13 protein-coding genes are annotated in these 17,789 nt (G+C 68.2%); 8 read left to right on the forward strand and 5 right to left on the reverse strand.

All coding sequences use genetic code 11. The features are described 5' to 3' along the window. Positions 1–83: 83 nt before the first annotated feature. Positions 84–518 carry an HIT family protein gene (locus tag ACWTPI_RS01550; protein ID WP_454730807.1) on the forward strand — a complete coding sequence of 145 codons (435 nt, stop codon included), beginning with the start codon at positions 84–86 and terminating at the stop codon, positions 516–518. Positions 519–589: 71 nt separating this feature from the next. Beyond that, positions 590–1,444, forward strand: a complete 855-nt coding sequence (locus tag ACWTPI_RS01555) for a 3-hydroxybutyryl-CoA dehydrogenase (protein ID WP_454730808.1) — start codon at positions 590–592, stop codon at positions 1,442–1,444. 961 nt (positions 1,445–2,405) lie between these two features. Here the strand turns inward: ACWTPI_RS01555 and ACWTPI_RS01560 are convergent. The 3 genes from ACWTPI_RS01560 to ACWTPI_RS01570 are packed head-to-tail and all read right to left on the reverse strand — an operon-like array spanning position 2,406 to position 8,186. Continuing rightward, a complete protein-coding gene (locus tag ACWTPI_RS01560; RefSeq protein ID WP_454730809.1) occupies positions 2,406–3,854 on the reverse strand; it encodes an AdeC/AdeK/OprM family multidrug efflux complex outer membrane factor in 1,449 nt (482 codons plus the stop codon). After that, on the reverse strand, positions 3,851–6,997 hold the full coding sequence (locus tag ACWTPI_RS01565) for an efflux RND transporter permease subunit (protein ID WP_020206317.1): 3,147 nt from the start codon (positions 6,995–6,997) through the stop codon (positions 3,851–3,853). The genes ACWTPI_RS01560 and ACWTPI_RS01565 overlap by 4 nt, the downstream gene beginning before the upstream one ends. Before the next feature lie 40 nt (positions 6,998–7,037). Beyond that, positions 7,038–8,186, reverse strand: a complete 1,149-nt coding sequence (locus ACWTPI_RS01570; protein WP_454730810.1) for an efflux RND transporter periplasmic adaptor subunit — start codon at positions 8,184–8,186, stop codon at positions 7,038–7,040. Positions 8,187–8,834: 648 nt separating this feature from the next. Between ACWTPI_RS01570 and ACWTPI_RS01575 the strand changes: the two genes are divergently transcribed. From ACWTPI_RS01575 to ACWTPI_RS01585, 3 genes are all read left to right on the forward strand, one after another. Continuing rightward, positions 8,835–9,734 (forward strand): LysR family transcriptional regulator, encoded by a 900-nt coding sequence (locus tag ACWTPI_RS01575; RefSeq protein ID WP_029044302.1) that lies wholly within the window; start codon positions 8,835–8,837, stop codon positions 9,732–9,734. A 219-nt stretch (positions 9,735–9,953) separates the two neighbouring features. Further along, positions 9,954–10,706, forward strand: coding sequence for an SDR family NAD(P)-dependent oxidoreductase (locus ACWTPI_RS01580; protein WP_020206314.1), 753 nt, complete (start codon positions 9,954–9,956; stop codon positions 10,704–10,706). A 62-nt stretch (positions 10,707–10,768) separates the two neighbouring features. Next, positions 10,769–11,758 carry a zinc-dependent alcohol dehydrogenase family protein gene (locus ACWTPI_RS01585; protein WP_059410352.1) on the forward strand — a complete coding sequence of 330 codons (990 nt, stop codon included), beginning with the start codon at positions 10,769–10,771 and terminating at the stop codon, positions 11,756–11,758. A gap of 44 nt (positions 11,759–11,802) precedes the next feature. Here the strand turns inward: ACWTPI_RS01585 and pstS are convergent, their stop codons facing one another. Next, positions 11,803–12,861 (reverse strand): phosphate ABC transporter substrate-binding protein PstS, encoded by a 1,059-nt coding sequence (gene pstS / locus ACWTPI_RS01590; protein WP_454730811.1) that lies wholly within the window; start codon positions 12,859–12,861, stop codon positions 11,803–11,805. 173 nt (positions 12,862–13,034) lie between these two features. Beyond that, complete coding sequence (locus ACWTPI_RS01595; protein ID WP_020206311.1) at positions 13,035–13,703, reverse strand: Crp/Fnr family transcriptional regulator; 669 nt, start codon at positions 13,701–13,703, stop codon at positions 13,035–13,037. A gap of 243 nt (positions 13,704–13,946) precedes the next feature. Between ACWTPI_RS01595 and ACWTPI_RS01600 the strand changes: the two genes are divergently transcribed. The 3 genes from ACWTPI_RS01600 to ACWTPI_RS01610 are packed head-to-tail and all read left to right on the forward strand — an operon-like array spanning position 13,947 to position 17,770. Continuing rightward, a complete protein-coding gene (locus tag ACWTPI_RS01600) occupies positions 13,947–15,899 on the forward strand; it encodes an AMP-dependent synthetase/ligase (RefSeq protein ID WP_454730812.1) in 1,953 nt (650 codons plus the stop codon). 14 nt (positions 15,900–15,913) lie between these two features. Further along, positions 15,914–16,819, forward strand: a complete 906-nt coding sequence (locus ACWTPI_RS01605) for an ABC transporter ATP-binding protein (protein ID WP_020206309.1) — start codon at positions 15,914–15,916, stop codon at positions 16,817–16,819. 36 nt (positions 16,820–16,855) lie between these two features. Beyond that, positions 16,856–17,770: a branched-chain amino acid ABC transporter permease gene (locus tag ACWTPI_RS01610; protein WP_020206308.1), complete on the forward strand. Its 915-nt coding sequence runs from the start codon at positions 16,856–16,858 to the stop codon at positions 17,768–17,770. Positions 17,771–17,789: the final 19 nt, after the last annotated feature.

Here is a 17,789-nt window from a genome sequence, read left to right on the forward strand (position 1 = left end):
GCCACGGCCCGCCACGGCATGCCGTCGAGCGCCGTGGTGCGCCGCAGCGCACCGCGGCCCGCCCAACAGCAACGAGACCAGACATGAGCAACGCTTCTTACGATCCCAACAACGTCTTCGCCCGCATCCTGCGCGGCGAGCTGCCGTGCAACAAGGTCTATGAAGACGACGACACCATCGCCTTCATGGACATCATGCCGCAGTCCGACGGCCACACCCTGGTGGTGACCAAGGAAGCCGCCGCCGAGATCTTCGACCTGTCCGAAGCCGCCGCCGGCGCCGCCATCCGCACCACGCAGCGCGTCGCGCGCGCCGTGCGCGCCGCGTTCAGCCCGGACGGCATCTCGATCGGCCAGTTCAACGGCGCCGCCGCCGGCCAGACCGTGCCGCACGTGCATTTCCACATCGTGCCGCGCTATGCCGACCGCCCCCTGCGCGGCCACGGCAGCGACATGCAGGACCCGGCCGTGCTGGCCGGGCACGCCGAGCGCATCATCGCCGCGCTGCGCGAGGCCTGAGCACCGCATCCGCGCGCGCCGCCCGCGCGGCGCGCCAATCCCATCAAGCAACCAGCAACAAGGAAGACAAAATGGCAATCAGGACAGTGGGCATCGTAGGCGCCGGCACGATGGGCAACGGCATCGCGCAGGCGTGCGCCGTGGCGGGCCTGGACGTGGTGATGGTGGACATCAGCGACGCCGCCGTGCAGAAGGGCATCTCCACCGTGGCCGGCAGCCTGGACCGCCTGATCAGGAAGGACAAGATCAGCGAAGCCGACAAGGCCGCGGCGCTCGCGCGCATCAAGGGCTCGACCGCCTACGACGACCTCAAGGCTGCCGACATCGTGATCGAGGCCGCCACCGAGAACTTCGACCTCAAGGTCAAGATCCTCAAGCAGATCGACGCCATCGTCGGCGACGACGTGGTGGTGGCCTCCAACACCTCCTCGATCTCGATCACCAAGCTGGCCGCCGTCATCAGCCGCCCGGCCAACTTCATCGGCATGCACTTCTTCAACCCGGTGCCGATGATGGCCCTGGTCGAGCTGATCCGCGGCCTGCAGACCAGCGACAACACGCACGCGCTGGTCGAGGCGCTGTCGAAGGAACTCGGCAAGTACCCGATCACGGTCAAGAACAACCCGGGCTTCGTGGTCAACCGCATCCTCTGCCCGATGATCAACGAAGCGTTCTGCGTGCTCGGCGAAGGCCTGGCCTCGCCCGAGGAAATCGACGAAGGCATGAAGCTCGGCTGCAACCACCCGATCGGCCCGCTGGCGCTGGCCGACATGATCGGCCTGGACACCATGCTGGCGGTGATGGAGGTGCTGTACACCGAATTCGCCGACCCGAAGTACCGGCCGGCGATGCTGATGCGGGAGATGGTGGCGGCGGGTTATCTGGGGCGGAAGACGGGTCGTGGGGTGTATGTTTATAGTAAATAGGTGGGGGCGGTTGAAATAAAAAAACCGGCGACGGGGGTGCCCCGTTGGCCGGTTTTTTGTTTATTTGGGGGGAAGTTGATTTTATGGGGGCAAAGGCTTTAAAGGCCTAAAGTCAAAGGCTTTAACTTCAAGAGCTTTAACTTCAAAGTCAAAGGCTTAAAGTCAAAGGCTTTCGCTCCTCCGGAGCGACCTACTTTCTTTTGTCCGAAAAGAAAGTAGGCCAAGAAAGCGGACTGCCTGGCCGGCAGGGGCAGAAACGTTGGGGTTTCTATTGTTTCTGGTTTCGTCGTGGGGTTTGTGGTTCTGCTGGCATCCTGCCGTTACCGGTGCGGGCGGCCACGATTCTGCTGGTGGCGTTGGTTTCGGGGTCAGACCTATGATGGCGAGCGCACTGCTGGTTCGGCCATCTGCCGTTACCGGTTTGGGCGGCCACGACATAGCACCCTCGTGTTTTCGTGGTGGGCGCGGTGGACCGGTGCGCGGGTGTTGGCGGGCACTTTCGTGTCGGAGCCACCGCGCCCACCACGAAACCAGTGTCGATTCCATGACGCACCCATCCGCCCCGGTCGCGGCAGCAGCCTGAAGGGCCTGGGCCAACGCCATCATGCAGTGCCACCACGAATCCAATTTCGTTTGCGACGCCGCAGGCGGGCAAACCGGTAGCGTCAGCAGTCTCATCGAAGCCAACGCCCGCACCACGAAACCACCACCAACCATAAAGTCTGAGCGCCCAGCCCCCCTGCAAGGGGTCTGCTTTCTTTGGTTACTTTCTTTTCAGACAAAAGAAAGTGACTGGCAGCCCCGCGCAGCGGGGATGTCATATGGCCGTTGGATTCAAGCACCAAAACCGCCCGAGCCTAAAGACCCACGAAAGCTAGAACAAGGACCCCAAGCTCGAACCACCAATCAAGTCCGAGCCGCCAGGCCCACAGCAGCTAGAACAAGGAACCCAGCCTCCACCCTACGAAGCCGGCGCCCCGGCCCCCCCAACCACATCCTTCCACCCACCTCCAAGCGCCTTGTACAGATTGACCTCGCTGCTCAACTGGTTGAGCCGGTCGCCAATCAGCACCTGCTGCGCGCTATACAGCTGGCGCTGCGCGTCGAGCACGGTCAGGTAGTTGTCGACCCCGGTGCGGTAACGCTGCTCGGCCAGCTTGTAGTAGTCCTGCGTGGCGTCGACCAGCCGCGTCTGCGCCTGGAGCTGCTCGCTGAACGTGCCGCGCGCGGCCAGCCCGTCGGCGACTTCGCGGAAGGCGGTCTGGATGGTGCGTTCGTACTGCGCCACGTTGATGTCCTTCTGGATGCGCGCGTAGTCCAGGCTTGCCGACAGGCTGCCCGCGGTAAACAGCGGCAGGTTGATGTGCGGCTGGAACAGCCAGGTGCCCGAGCCCGCCGAGAACAGGTCGGAGAGCTGGTTGCTGGCCGTGCCGGCGGAGGCGGTCAGGCTGATGCTGGGGAAGAACGCCGCGCGCGCCGCGCCGATGTCGGCGTTGGCCGACAGCAGCTGGTGCTCGGCCGAGAGGATGTCGGGCCGGTTCTGCAGCAGGTCGGACGGCAGGCCGGCCGGGACTTCGGCCAGCAGTTTCTGGTCGAGGTCCAGCCCAGGCGGCAGGTCGGCCGGCATGCTGGCGGTGCCGAGCAGCACCAGCAGCGCGTTCTCGTCCTGCGCGACCTGGCGCGTGTAGCGTGCCAGGCTGGCGCGCGCGGTTTCCACGCTGGTCTGCGCCTGGCGCAGGTCCAGGCGCGAGGCCACGCCTTCGTCGTAGCTGCGCTTGGTCAGGCGGTAGCTGCGCTCGTAGGTGCCGAGCGTGTCGCGCGTGAGCTTCAGCAGCGCCTCGTCGGCGCGCAGCGTCAGGTAGGCGTCCGCCACGCTGGCGACCAGCGCGACGTGGGTGCCGCGCATGGCTTCCTGGCTGGCGAAGTAGCGTTCCAGCGTGGCGGTGCTCAGGCTGCGCACGCGCCCGAACAGGTCGAGCTCCCACGCGGTGGTGCCGAGCGACACGCCGTAGCTGCTGCTGATGACGCGCTGGCCGGTGGTGGACAGGTCGGCCGGCACGCGCTGGCGCGAGCCCGAGCCGCTGGCGTCCACCTCGGGGAACAGCTCGGCGCGCTGGATGCGGTACTGCGCGCGGTAGGCCTCGACGTTGAGCGCGGCCACGCGCAGGTCGCGGTTGTTGTCGAGCGCCGTCTCGATGAGGCGGCGCAGGCGCGGGTCGGCGAAGAAATCGCGCCAGCCGAGTTCGGTCGCCTGCGGCGCCTGGGCGGGGGCGGCCTGCGGGTAGGCCGGGCCCTGCGGGTACGCGCCCGCCACCGGCGCGGCCGGGCGCTCGTAGTGCGGAATCAGGCTGCAACCGGACAGCGCAGCGAGCGCCGCCGCGGCGGCCAGGCCAATCACGTGTTTTTTCATTGGAGCGCTTCCGTTTTGATGGGGGCGGCGTCGTCGTGGGGCTTGCGCTTGAACAGCGCGCCCACCGCGACGAAGAACAGCGGCACCCAGAAGATGGCCAGGACCGTGGCCGTCACCATGCCGCCGATCACGCCCGTGCCGATCGCGTGCTGGCTGCCGGCGCCGGCGCCGCTCGATACCGCCAGCGGCGCCACGCCCAGCATGAACGCGAGCGAGGTCATGATGATCGGGCGCAGCCGCATGCGGCAGGCCTCGACCGCGGATTCGACCAGGCCCTTGCCCTGCTCATGCAGCTCCTTGGCGAATTCCACGATCAGGATCGCGTTCTTGGCCGACAGGCCGACCGTGGTCAGCAGGCCCACCTGGAAGAACACGTCGTTGGACAGCCCGCGCAGCAGCGTGGCCAGCAGCGCGCCGATCACGCCCAGCGGCACCACCAGCATCACCGAGAACGGGATCGACCAGCTTTCGTACAGCGCAGCCAGGCACAGGAACACCACGAGCAGCGACAGCGCGTACAGCGCCGGCGCCTGCGAGCCCGACAGCCGCTCTTCATACGACAGGCCGGTCCACGCATAGCCGATGCCCGGCGGCATCTGCTTCATGATTTCCTCGACGGCGGCCATCGCCTCGCCCGAGCTGCGGCCCGCGGCCGGCTCGCCGAGCACTTCCACCGCCGGCACGCCGTTGTAGCGCTGCAGCTTGGGCGAGCCGTAGCCCCAGCGGCCGGTGGCGAAGGCCGAGAACGGCACCATCGTGCCCTTGTCGTTGCGCACGAACCACTTGTCCACGTCGTCCGGGTTCATGCGCGAGTTGGGCTGGCCCTGCAGGTAGACCCGCTTGACGCGGCCGCGGTCGATGAAGTCGTTGACGTAGCTCGAGCCCCACGCGATCGACACCGTGTTGTTGATGTCCGACAGCGACAGGCCCAGCGCGCGCGCCTTCTCGTCGTCGATCTCCAGCATGTACTGCGGCTGGTCGTTCAGGCCGTTCGGGCGCACGCGCTGCAGCACCGGGTTCTTCGACGCGAGCTGCAGGAACTTGTCGCGCGCGTTCATCAGCGCCTGGTGGCCGAGGCCCGCCTGGTCCTGCATGTAGAGGTCGAAGCCGGTGGCGTTGCCGAGCTCCTGCACCGCGGGCGGCGCGAACGCGAACGACAGCGAATCGCGGAACGAGGCGAACTTGCGCTGCGCGCGCTGGGTCAGGTCGAACACGCTGGTGTTCTCGCCGCTGCGCTCTTCCCACGGCTTGAGCAGGATGAACGCCAGGCCCGAGTTCTGGCCGCGGCCGGCGAAGTTGAAGCCGTTGACCGTGAACAGCGAGTCCACCACCTTGCCTTCGTCCTTGAGCAGGTACTCGCGCATCTGGTCGAGCACCTTCTGCGTGCGCTCGGCGGTCGCGCCCGGCGGCGTCTGCACCTGGGCATACAGCACGCCCTGGTCTTCTTCCGGCAGGAACGAGGTCGGGATGCGCGTGAACAGGAAGGCCATCGCCGCGACGATCGCCACGTAGAGCAGCAGGAACGGAATGCGCCGGCGCAGGATGCCCTGCACGCTGCGCTCGTAGCTCTGCGTGGTGGAGATGAACTTGCGGTTGAACCAGCCGAAGAAGCCGCGCTTGTGCTCGCCGTGGTCGCCCTTGTCGATCGGCTTGAGCATGGTCGCGCACAGCGCCGGCGTCAGCACCAGCGCCACCAGCACCGACAGCACCATCGACGAGACGATGGTGATCGAGAACTGGCGGTAGATCACGCCGGTCGAGCCGCCGAAGAACGCCATCGGCAGGAACACCGCCGAGAGCACCATCGCGATGCCCACCAGCGCGCCCTGGATCTGCCCCATCGACTTGCGCGCGGCCTCCTTGGGCGACAGCCCTTCCTCGGCCATCACCCGCTCGACGTTCTCCACCACCACGATGGCATCGTCCACCAGCAGGCCGATCGCCAGCACCATGCCGAACATGGTCAGCGTGTTGATCGAGTAGCCGAACGCCGCCAGCACGCCGAACGTGCCCAGCAGCACCACCGGCACGGCGATGGTCGGGATCAGCGTGGCGCGCACGTTCTGCAGGAACAGGTACATCACCAGGAACACCAGCACGATGGCTTCGAGCAGCGTCTTCACCACCTCGTGGATGGAGCCCGAGATCACCGGCGAGGTGTCATACGGGTACACCACCTTCATGCCCTGCGGGAAGAACGGCTGCAACTGGTCCAGCGTCTGGCGGATCGCCTTGACCGTCTCCAGCGCGTTGGCGCCGCTGGCCAGGCGCACGGCGATGCCGGAAGCCGGCTGGCCGTTGTAGAGCGCGTTGATGTTGTAGTCCTGGCCGCCCAGCTCCACCTGCGCCACGTCCTTCAGGCGCACCTGCGAGCCGTCCGGGTTGACCTTGAGCAGGATGTTGCCGAACTGCTCGCTGGTCTGCAGGCGGGTCTTGCCGATCACGCTGGCGTTGAGCTGCTGGCCCTTGACCGCCGGCAGCCCGCCCAGCTGGCCGGAGGCCACCTGCACGTTCTGCGCCTTGATGGCGTTGCTGACGTCGAGCGGCGCGAGCTGGAAGCTGTTGAGCTTGGCCGGGTCGATCCACACGCGCATCGCGTACTGCGAGCCGAACACCTGGAAGTCGCCCACGCCGTAGGTGCGCGACAGCGGATCCTGGATGTTCGAGACGATGTAGTTCGACAAGTCCTCGCGCGTCACCTTCGGATCGGTCGAGATCAGGCCCACGATGAGCAGGAAGTTGCGCACCGACTTGGTCACGCGGATACCCTGCTGCTGGACTTCCTGCGGCAGCAGCGGCGTGGCCAGCTGCAGCTTGTTCTGCACCTGCACCTGCGCGATGTCGGGGTTGGTGCCCTGCTCGAAGGTCACGGTGATGGTCATGCTGCCGTCGGAATTGCTTTCCGACGAGATGTAGCGCAGGCGGTCCAGGCCATTGAGCTGCTGCTCGATGACCTGCACGACCGTGTCCTGCACCGTCTCGGCGGAAGCGCCGGGGTAATTGACCGAAATGGCGATGGTCGGCGGCGCGATCGCCGGGTACTGGCTGATCGGCAGTGCCCGGATCGACAGCACGCCGGCGAGCATGATGACCAGCGCGATCACCCACGCGAAGATCGGGCGATCGATGAAGAATTTAGACATGGAGGATTCCTTATCCCTTGTTCCTTGCTCGGGCGCGTGCTCAGGACTTGGCCGGCGCGGCGGCGGCCGGCGCGTTGCCGGAAGCCTGCGCGGCCGCCGGCACCGCCTTGACCTTGGCGCCCGGGCGCACGAACTGCAGGCCCTCGACGATGACGCGGTCGCCGGCGTTCAGGCCGCTGCTCACCAGCCACTTGTCGCCGACCGCGCGCTCGGTGGTGAGCGTGCGCAGCTCGACCTCGTCCTTGGCGTTGACCACCAGCGCGGTGGCCTGGCCCTTGAGGTCGCGCGTGACGCCGACCTGCGGCGCCAGGATCGCGTTGGCCTTGACGCCTTCGCTCAGGCGCGCGTGCACGAACATGCCCGGCAGCAGCACGTGGTTCGGGTTCGGGAACACCGCGCGCAGCGTCACCGAGCCGGTGCCCTGGTCCACCGACACCTCGGAGAACTCGAGCCGGCCGGTCTCGGGGTAGGTCGTGCCGTCCTCCAGCCGCAGGTTCACCTTGGCCGCGTTGGCGCCGGCGCCGTCGAGCTTGCCGTCGGCCAGCTCGCGGCGCAGGCGCAGCAGCGTGGACGAGGGCTGCGTCACGTCGACGAAGATCGGGTCGATCTGCTGCACCGTGGCCAGCGCGGTGGCCTGCCCGTTGACCGCCAGCGCGCCCTGGGTCACGCTGGAGCGGCCGATGCGCCCGGAGATCGGCGCCAGCACCTTGGTGTAGCGCAGGTTGATCTCGGCGCGCTGCACGGCGGCCTGCGCCTGCAGGAACGACGCCTTGGCCTCGGCCGCGGCCTGCTTGCTGACCGCCTCGTCGGCGACCAGCTTGCCGTAGCGCTCGGCCAGCAGCCGGCTCGATTCCAGCGTGGCCTGCGCGCTCTTGTAGGCGGCGTCGTAGGTGGACGGGTCGATCTGGTACAGCTGCTGACCCTGCTTGACGTCGCTGCCTTCCTTGAACAGCCGGTGCTGGATGATGCCGTCGACCTGCGGCCGCACTTCGGCGACGAGGTAGGCGGTGGTGCGGCCCGGCAGCTCGGAGTTCACCATGACCGACTCCGGCGCCAGCGTGACCACCCCGACCTGCGGCGGCTGCGGTGCCGCGGCCGCCTGTTCTTTCTTGCCGCATCCGGCGAGCGCGGCCAGGGCAATCCCCGGCACGCCCAGAATCAAAGCACGCGTGATGCGCGATCGTTGCATTGCGATTTCCTAGAAGATTGAAAGACTGCGAGACCCGCTCGACCGCCGGACCGTCCATTCTGCGGTCGCGTGGGTCAGCCGATACGGTTGAGTGAGAGCGCCCGCCAGCAGGCGCCTACGCCGGAAGTCCGGCGGCAATTGCGATTGTGGATGCGAAGATAGCTGACAGGTCAGATGATTACAAGAGGATGATAGGGAAATGAAATACCGGGCAACGAACGCTCAGGCAGCCTGCGCCGGAGTTTGGTTCCTGGCGCGGGGCACGAGGCAGCCCGGTGTCGGGCGTTTCGGGACGGTGGCAGTCATGCCGCAGAAGCGAGCAAGGAACGTGCCGCCGGGGCCTCACGATGCGTGGCGTGAGTGCGCCTACCGATACGCAGATAGGTGATTCTATCCCGGCTACGCAGGGTTTTCCCGACATTGTCCGGGCGAAATATTTCAAACGATTAATGCGGTGCCCGATGCGGCGCCGTCGCATGCGGCATGTTGTCGCAGTGGCGGCGCGGCGATGATCCATTCTGGTGCGCGAGTCCGCACAAAAAACCGCACGAAAGAGCGCACGCGAAGCCGCGTCCCGCCCGCGCGCGGGCAATGAACGAAAATGGCGCGCGCCGGCAACTTTCAGATCTCAGACAGGACAAGGCAAGCATGAATATGTTCGAAGCGATGGGAATCTTCGTCCAGGTGGTCGACCACGGCAGCTTCGCGCGCGCCGCGCAGGCCAATCAGTTCCATCGCCCCGCCGTGACCAAGGCCATCCAGCAGCTCGAGCGCGAGCTGGGCGTGCAACTGCTCCACCGCACCACGCGCAAGCTGAGCATGACCGAGGAAGGCGAGGAGTTCTACCAGCGCTGCACCCAGCTGCTCGGCGACTTCGCCGACACGCTCGCGCTGTTCTCGCCGACGCGCCCGCCCAAGGGCAAGCTGCGCCTGGACATGCCCACGGCGGTGGCCAAGGCCATCATCGTGCCGGCGCTGCCCGACTTCCGCCGGCGCTATCCCGCCATCGAGCTCGTGCTGCGCTCATCCGACCACCACGTCGACCTGATCGGCGAAGGCGTGGACTGCGCCGTGCGCCTGGGCGAGCTGGCCGATTCCAGCCTGGTGGCGCGCCGCATTGGCACCATCCCGATGGTGACGTGCGGCTCGCCCGGCTACCTGGCCCGGCACGGCACGCCGGCCTCGCTCGACGACCTCGACCGCCACGTCGCGGTCAACTTCCTGGTCCAGCACGGCCGGCGCACGCTCGAATGGCAGTTCGACGCGGGCGACCGCATCGTCACCAGGCAGGTGCCCAGCGACATCGTGGTGGACGACTCCGAAGCGTTCCACGCCTGCGGGCTGGCCGGACTTGGCCTGCTGCAGGGCCTGCGGCCCGCGCTGCAGCCCTACATCGACGCCGGCCAGCTGGTCGAGGTCCTGCCGCACTGCAAGCCGGTGCCCAGGCCGATCTCCGTGGTCATGACGCAGCGCCGCCACCGGCCGCCCAAGGTCGATGCGTTCATCGGCTGGCTGGAGGCGCTGTTCGTCGAGCGCGGGCTGGCCTGAGCGCCGGCCGCGCGCCATTGTTATTGCCACGGCAATAGTCAAGTTCGCCGGCGCGCGTTTATCGGCGCGGGCATTGCGCGTAGATTCCCGCCGCGGGCAGTGCCGGTCCTTGCTGGTCTTCGCGGGTCTTCGCATGCCACGGCCGGGCGACGAGGTCGGCGCCTGCGCCCGCCTGCCAATCGCATTTGCCGCCCACGCGGCACCGAACCGGGAAACAAGATGGACCTGCAGCTCAGCGGCAAGACCGCCGTCGTCACCGGCGCCAGCCAGGGCATCGGCCGCGCCATCGCCAGGACGCTGGCCGCCGAGGGCGCCAGGGTGCTGGCGACCGCGCGCGACGAAGCGTTGCTCGCCAGCCTGGCCGACGAGATCGTCGCCGCCGGCGGCGCCGACCCCGTCCTGCTGGTGCAGGACTTCGTCGCCGACGACGGCCCGCGCCGCATCGCCGACGCCGCGCTGGCGCGGCTCGGCCACGTCGACATCCTCGTCAACAACGCCGGCGGCAGCCGCCCGATGGGCGTGGACGCGCCCGAGGCGCAATGGCTCGAAGGCATGACGCTCAACTTCGACCGCCACCGCCAGCTCACCCAGGCGCTGCTGCCCAATTTCCTCGAACGCAAGTCGGGCGCCATCGTCAGCCTGTCCGGCAACCTCGAGCCGGAAGTGGTCAACGCCGCGATGGTGGCCAAGGCCGGCCTCGTGGTCTGGTCCAAGGGCCTGTCCGAGCAGCTCGGCCAGCACGGCATCACGGTCAACTGCGTGCAGCCCGGCCTGATCGACACCGCGCAGATCCGCCGCCTGTACCCTGGCGACGAGCGCCGCAAGTTCGCCGAGCGCGAGATCGCGCTGCGCGACTTCGGCGAGCCCGAGGACGTGGCCAACGCGGTGGCGTTCCTGGTGTCGCCGCGGGCGCGCTACATCACCGGCACGGTGATGCTGGTCGACGGCGGCATGCGCCGCTACGCGTTCTGACCGCCATTCCCCGCTTCGCCTCATTTTCAGACAACCGCCAGATTCGCCAAGAGAACGACGCAATGCCAAAGGTCTATCAGTTCAACCGCACCGGCGGTCCCGAGGTGCTGGAGCTGCATGAAGTGGAAGTGGCCGCGCCCGGCGCCGGCGAAGTGCGCATCCGCGTCAAGGCGATCGGCCTGAACCGCGCCGAAGTGATGTACCGCAGCGGCCAATACGTGATCGAGCCGCGCTTTCCGGCCCGCCTGGGCTATGAAGCCGCCGGCGTGGTCGACGCGGTCGGCGCCGGCGTGGCGGGCTTCGCGCCCGGCGACGAGGTCAGCGTGGTGCCCGCCTTCTCGTTCGCCGACTACGGCATGTACGGCGAGCTCGTCAACGCGCCCGCGCATGCGGTGGTGAAGCACCCGCGCGGCCTGTCGTTCGTCGATGCCGCCGCGGCGTGGATGATGTTCGTCACCGCCTACGGCGCGCTGGTCGAACTCGGCAACCTGCGCGCCGGCGAGACCGTGCTGGTGCGCGCGGCCTCCAGCAGCGTGGGCCTGGCCGCGATCCAGATCGCCAGGATGGCGGGCGCGGTGCCGGTGGCGCTGACGCGCGGCAGCGGCAAGCGGCAGGCGCTGCTGGACGCCGGCGCGGCGCACGTCATCGCCACGCAGGAGCAGGATCTCGTTGCCGAGGTGGCGCGCATCACCGGCGGCGCCGGCGCGCGCATGGCGTTCGACCCGGTCGGCGGGCCGGAGGCCGCCAGGCTGTTCAAGGCGCTATGCGCGGGCGGCATCTTCTTCCAGTACGGCGCGCTCGACACTGGCGACATCCCGGTGCCGGTGATGGACCTGCTCGGCAAGCACCTGACGCTGCGCGGCTACGAGCTGTTCGAGATCACCACCGATCCGGAGCGGCTCGGCAAGGCCCGCGACTTCGTCAACGCCGGGCTCGCCTCCGGCCAACTGCGCCCGGTGGTGGACAAGACCTTCGCCTTCGAGGACATGGCCGCGGCGCACCGCTACATGGAGTCCAACGCGCAGGTCGGCAAGATCGTCGTCACCTTGTAGCCGTCACCCCGTGGTCGCCGCCCGGCAGCGGGGCGGCCCGCGCGTCAGCGGCCCGGCGCGCCGATGCTGCTCAGGCCGATCGGCGCGCCCGAGCGGTCGGTCACGCGCGCCAGCTCGCGGTAGGCGCGCGCCTGCACGCGCTCGGGCAGCGGCACGAACTTCGCCTCGCGCGCCAGGTCGTCGCCGCGCAGGTAGCCCCAGGTGACGAACTTCAGCGCATCGAGCGTGCGCGCGCCGCTCTGGCTGACCGCCGGCACCACGATGAAGGTGCCCATCGTGATCGGCCACGCGTTGGTGCCCGGCTGGTTCACCAGGCTCGCGGTGAAGTTGCCCTTCTGGTTCCACTCGCTCTGCACCACCGCCTCGCGGAAGTTGTCGACCTGCGCCGGCACGAAGCGCCCGGCCGCGTTGCGCAGCTGCACGGCGTTGAGGCCGGCGTCGAGCACGTAGTTGTAGTCCACGTAGCCGATGGTGCCGGCCGTGCCCTGCACGGCGCCGACCACCTCGCTGCTGCCGCGCGCGGCGGTGAAGGACGACGGCCACGGCAAGGTGGACTGGGTGCCGTAGGTGGCCTTCCAGTCCGCGCTGACCGCGCTCAGGTAGCTGCTGAAATGGTAGGTGGTGCCCGAGCCGTCGGCGCGCACCACCGGGCGGATCGGCAGGCGCGGCAGCGCGACGCCGGGGTTGAGCGCGCGGATCTCCGGCGCGTCCCAGGCCGTGAGCTTGCCCAGGAAGATCGCCGCCAGCACCTCGCCGGTGAGCTTGAGCCTGCCCTGCGGCACGCCGGGCAGGTTGACCACCGGCACCGCGCCCGTCACCACCGACGGCACGAACACCAGCCCGGCCTTCTTCGCTTCCGCCTCCGGCATGGGCACGTCCGACGCGCCGAAATCCACCTGCCCGGCGCGCACGCGCTTGAGGCCCTCGCCCGAGCCGACCGCGTCGTACTGGAGCGTGACGCCGGTGGCGGCCTTGTAGCCGTCCGCCCAGACGCGGTAGATGGGCGCGGCGGCGGTGGAGCCCGCGCCGCGGATCTCGGTGGCGGCCAGCGCGGACGCGCCGCAGGTCAGCGCCGCCAGGGCGGCCAGGAAAGCCTTTCGCATGATGGGGATACTTGTCGGAGGACGCTGGGAGACGAGGCGCGATTGTATAGGAGCGGCGTGACGCGCATGCCCGCCGGATGCGGCCCTGTCGCGCGGCGCGCATCGGCCCGCCGCCGTCATCATCCTGACGCACGGCGGCGGTAGCCGGCGCCGCGGGGAAGCAACCCGGAGCGTCACTCTCCGTACTGCCGCAGCCCCTCCAGGTCCAGCACCTCGATCACGCCGTAGTCCACCTTCACCAGCCCCTGCTGCTCCAGCACCTTGAGCGCCTGGTTGGCGCGCTGGCGCGAGATGCCCGCCAGCAGGCCGATCTCCTCCTGCGAGATTTCCAGCGTGGTGCCCAGCCCCGGATACAGGTGCTCGTTGAACAGCGACGACACCGCGCGCGCCACGCGCGAGTCGATGTCGAGCAGGCGCTCGTATTCCACCGCGGCGATGAACTGCCCGAGCCGCTCGTTGAACTGCGTGAGCAGGAAGCGCGTGAACGGCAGGCTGGTATCGAGCAGCCACTGGAAGGTGTCGAGCGGCAGGAAGGCGATGCGCGAGCGGCGCAGCGCCATCACGTCGTACTTGCGGATCTCGCGCTTGAGCACCGCGCCCTCGCCGAACCAGCCGCCGGTGGGCACGCCGGTGAACGTCACCGACTTGCCCGAGGGCGACACCGTGGTGATCTTGACGATGCCTTCGAGCACGCCCAGCCAGTGCTCGGCCACGTCGCCCTTGTGGCAGACGTAGTCGCCCTGGCTGTACTCGCGCACGCACATCGCGCGGCGCACGCGGTCGCGCTGCTCGGGCGTGAGGTCGGCCGCCCACACGCAGCGGTCCACGAAATCGTTAAGCATTAGCTGAAAACCCTTCCCGTAGGGATTAACCCCGAATTGTCACCGGCGTGACAACCGGGGGAAATGGCATGAACTATCTTACGATCACCACGAACCGCGAGTGCGCGCCAGGACAGGCGCGGCGGGCTTGTTGCGACGCGGCAGCCGCAGGGCCGCCGGCGGGCAAAACAGGCCAAGTATAACCAGCGGAAGCAGGCTTGACACCGGCCGCGGAGCCCCGCCGCCGAGGGAAAGGAGACAGCGATGCAGGAACCGTCGGCGACGACCTTCCCGCGCCTGCTGCTGGCGCATGCCCAGCAGCGGCCCGGAAGCCCGGCCTACCGCGAGAAGGACCTCGGTATCTGGCAGACCTACAGCTGGGCGCAGGCCGCGCAGGAGGTGCGCGCGCTCGCCTGCGGGCTGGCCGCGCTCGGTTTTGCGCGCGGCATGAACCTCGCGGTGGTGGGCGACAACCGCCCGCGCCTGTACTGGGCCATGAGCGCCGCGCAGGCGCTCGGCGGCGTGCCCGTGCCGCTGTACCAGGACGCCATCGGCGGCGAGATGGTCTACGTGCTCGACGACGCCGAGATCGACTTCGCCATCGTCGAGGACCAGGAGCAAGTCGACAAGCTGCTCGAAGTCCAGGCGCAGCGCGCCGTGCGCCACATCGTCTACGAAGACCCGCGCGGGCTGCGCGGCTACGACCATCCGGCGCTGATGTCGTATGCGCGCCTGCAGGAGATCGGCCGCGAGTTCGACCGCGCCAACCCTGGTTTCTTCGATGCCGCGGTCGAGGCTGGCTCGCCCGAGGACACCGCCATCATCCTCTACACCTCCGGCACCACCGGCAAGCCCAAGGGCGTGTGCCATTCGCACCGCGGCTTGATCGGCGCGGCGCGCAACGGCTGCGCGTTCGACGGCCTCGTGCCCGGCGACGACGTGCTGTCCTACCTGCCGATGGCGTGGGTCGGCGACAACCTGTTCTCCTACGCGCAGGCGCTGGTGGCCGGTTTCACGGTGAACTGCCCCGAGTCGCGCGACACCGTGATGACCGACCTGCGCGAGATCGGCCCCACGTATTACTTCGCGCCGCCGCGCATCTACGAGAACCTGCTCACACAGGTGATGATCCGCATGGAAGACGCGGGCTGGGCCAAGCGGCGCCTGTTCCGCTGGGCCATGAACGTGGCGCGCCGCTGCGGCACCGACATCCTCGACGGCCGCCCGGTGCCGCTGGCCGAGCGCCTGCGCTACGCCGCCGGCGAAGCGCTGATCTACGGGCCGTTGCGCAACGTGCTCGGCATGAGCCGCATCCGCGTGGGCTACACCGCCGGCGAGGCCATCGGCCCGGACCTGTTCCGCTTCTACCGCTCCATCGGCGTCAACCTCAAGCAGTTCTACGGCCAGACCGAGACCTGCGCCTACGTCTGCCTGCAGCCCGACGGCAAGGTCAAGTTCGACTCGGTCGGCCCGGCCGCGCCCGGCATGGAGATCCGCATCGCCGACAACGGCGAGGTGCTGGTGCGCGGCGTGGGCCTGCTCAAGTCCTACTACAAGCGCGACGACGCCACCCGCGAGGCCATCAACGACGAAGGCTATTTCATGACCGGCGACGCCGGCGTGATCGACGCCGACGGCCACCTCAAGATCATCGACCGCGCCAAGGACGTGGGCAAGCTCGCCGACGGCGCGATGTTCGCGCCCAAGTACATCGAGAACAAGCTCAAGTTCTTCCCCTACATCAAGGAAGCGGTGGCCTTCGGCACCGGGCGCGAGCGCGTCTGCGCGTTCATCAACATCGACTTCGACGCGGTGGGCAACTGGGCCGAGCGGCGCCACCTGCCGTATGCCGGTTATATCGACCTGGCCGCGCAGCCCGAGGTGATCGCCATGATCGGCGAGTGCGTGGCGCAGGTGAACGCGGACCTCGCGGCCGACGCCATGCTGGCCGGCTCGCAGGTGGCGCGCTTCCTGATCCTGCACAAGGAGCTCGACCCCGACGACGACGAGCTCACGCGCACGCGCAAGGTGCGGCGCGGCTTTATCGCGGAGAAATACGCCGCGCTGGTCGATGCGCTGTTCGCCGGCCGCGGCGAACAGTTCATCGAGACGCGCGTGAAGTTCGAGGACGGACGCGAAGGCAGCGTCTCGGCCACCCTGAAGCTGGTCGATGTGAAGCGCTTCGCGCCGGCCGCCGGCGCGGCGCGCGCGGCATGAGCGGGGACGCAAGGATGACGCAGATGGCATGGCAAGGCGTAGCGCGCGGCGGCGATGGCCAGCCCGCATGGAGCGGCGCGTCCGCCGCGGCGATCGCGGCGGAGTCTCCGCGGGAGGATGCGCAGGCCGCGCAGGCGCACGCGCGCCAGGCCGGCGACGTGATCCTGGACCTGCAGAACATCTCGCTCTCGTTCGGCGGGGTGAAGGCGCTCACGGACATCTCGTTCGACGTGCGCGAGCACGAGATCCGCGCCATCATCGGCCCCAACGGCGCGGGCAAGAGTTCCATGCTCAACGTCATCAACGGGGTCTACCACCCGCAGCAGGGCCGCATCGTCTTTCGCGGCGAGGAACGCCGCAAGATGCATCCGACCGAGGCCGCGCGCCAGGGCATCGCGCGCACCTTCCAGAACATCGCGCTGTTCAAGGGCATGACCGTGCTCGACAACATCATGACCGGGCGCAACACCAAATTCCGCAGCGGCCTGCTGGCCAACGCGCTGTGGTGGGGCCCGGCGCGCAACGAGGAAACGCGGCACCGCCGCAAGGTCGAGGAAGTGATCGACTTCCTGGAGATCCAGGCCATCCGCAAGACCCCGGTGGGGCGCCTGCCCTACGGCCTGCAAAAGCGCGTGGAACTCGCGCGGGCACTGGCGGCCGAGCCGTCCATGCTGCTGCTCGACGAACCGATGGCCGGCATGAACGTGGAAGAAAAGCAGGACATGTGCCGCTTCATCCTCGACGTGAACCACCAGTTCGGCACCACCATCGTGCTGATCGAGCACGACATGGGCGTGGTGATGGACATCTCCGACCGCGTGGTGGTGCTCGACTACGGCAAGAAGATCGGCGACGGCACGCCCGACGTGGTCAAGGCCAACCCGGACGTGATCCGCGCCTACCTCGGCGCCGGCCACTGACGCGCGGGATCCAGGTAACAGGGAACAAGGAACATCATGACGTTCTTCTTCGAGATCCTGATCGGCGGCCTGCTGTCGGGACTGATGTACTCGCTGGTGGCGCTCGGCTTCGTGCTGATCTACAAGGCCTCGGGCGTGTTCAACTTCGCCCAGGGCGCGATGGTCTACTTCGCCGCGCTCGCGGTGGTGGGGCTGATGGACAAGGGCCTGCCGATGTGGGCCGCGGTGATCGGCGCGTTCGGCGTGATGCTGGTGGTGGGCATCAGCACCGAGCGCTTCGTGCTGCGCAAGCTGGTCAACCAGCCGCCCATCACGCTGTTCATGGCCACCATCGGCCTGTCGTTCTTCCTCGAAGGGCTGGGGCCGCTGCTGTTCGGCAACGAAGTGCGGCCGATCAACCTCGGCATCGTCGACGAGCCGATCGAGGCCATCCTCACGCGCTTCAACATCGTGCTGTCCAAGTTCGACCTCGCGGCGGCGGCCATCGCCGGCATCCTGGTCGGCGCGCTGGCGCTGTTCTTCCAGTTCACCAAGGTCGGCCGCGCGCTGCGCGCGGTGGCGGACGACCACCAGGCGGCGCTGTCGCTGGGGATTCCGCTGCAGCATATCTGGGCCATCGTGTGGGGCGTGGCGGGGTTCGTCGCGCTGGTGGCCGGCATGCTGTGGGGCTCGCGCAATGGCGTGCAGTTCGCGCTGACGCTGACGGCGCTCAAGGCGCTGCCGGTGCTGATCCTGGGCGGCTTCACCTCGGTGCCGGGCGCCATCGTCGGCGGGCTCATCATCGGCGCGTCCGAGAAGCTGGCCGAGATCTACATTCCGCCGGTGTTCCAGTCCGCGTTCGGCGGCAACTTCGGCGGCATCGAAGGGTGGTTCCCCTACGTGTTCGCGTTGCTCTTCCTGCTGGTGCGGCCCGAGGGGCTGTTCGGCGAAAAACACATCGACCGCGTCTGAGCGGCACGGCCCCAACAGG

It is taken from the genome of Cupriavidus ulmosensis (assembly GCF_977008105.1).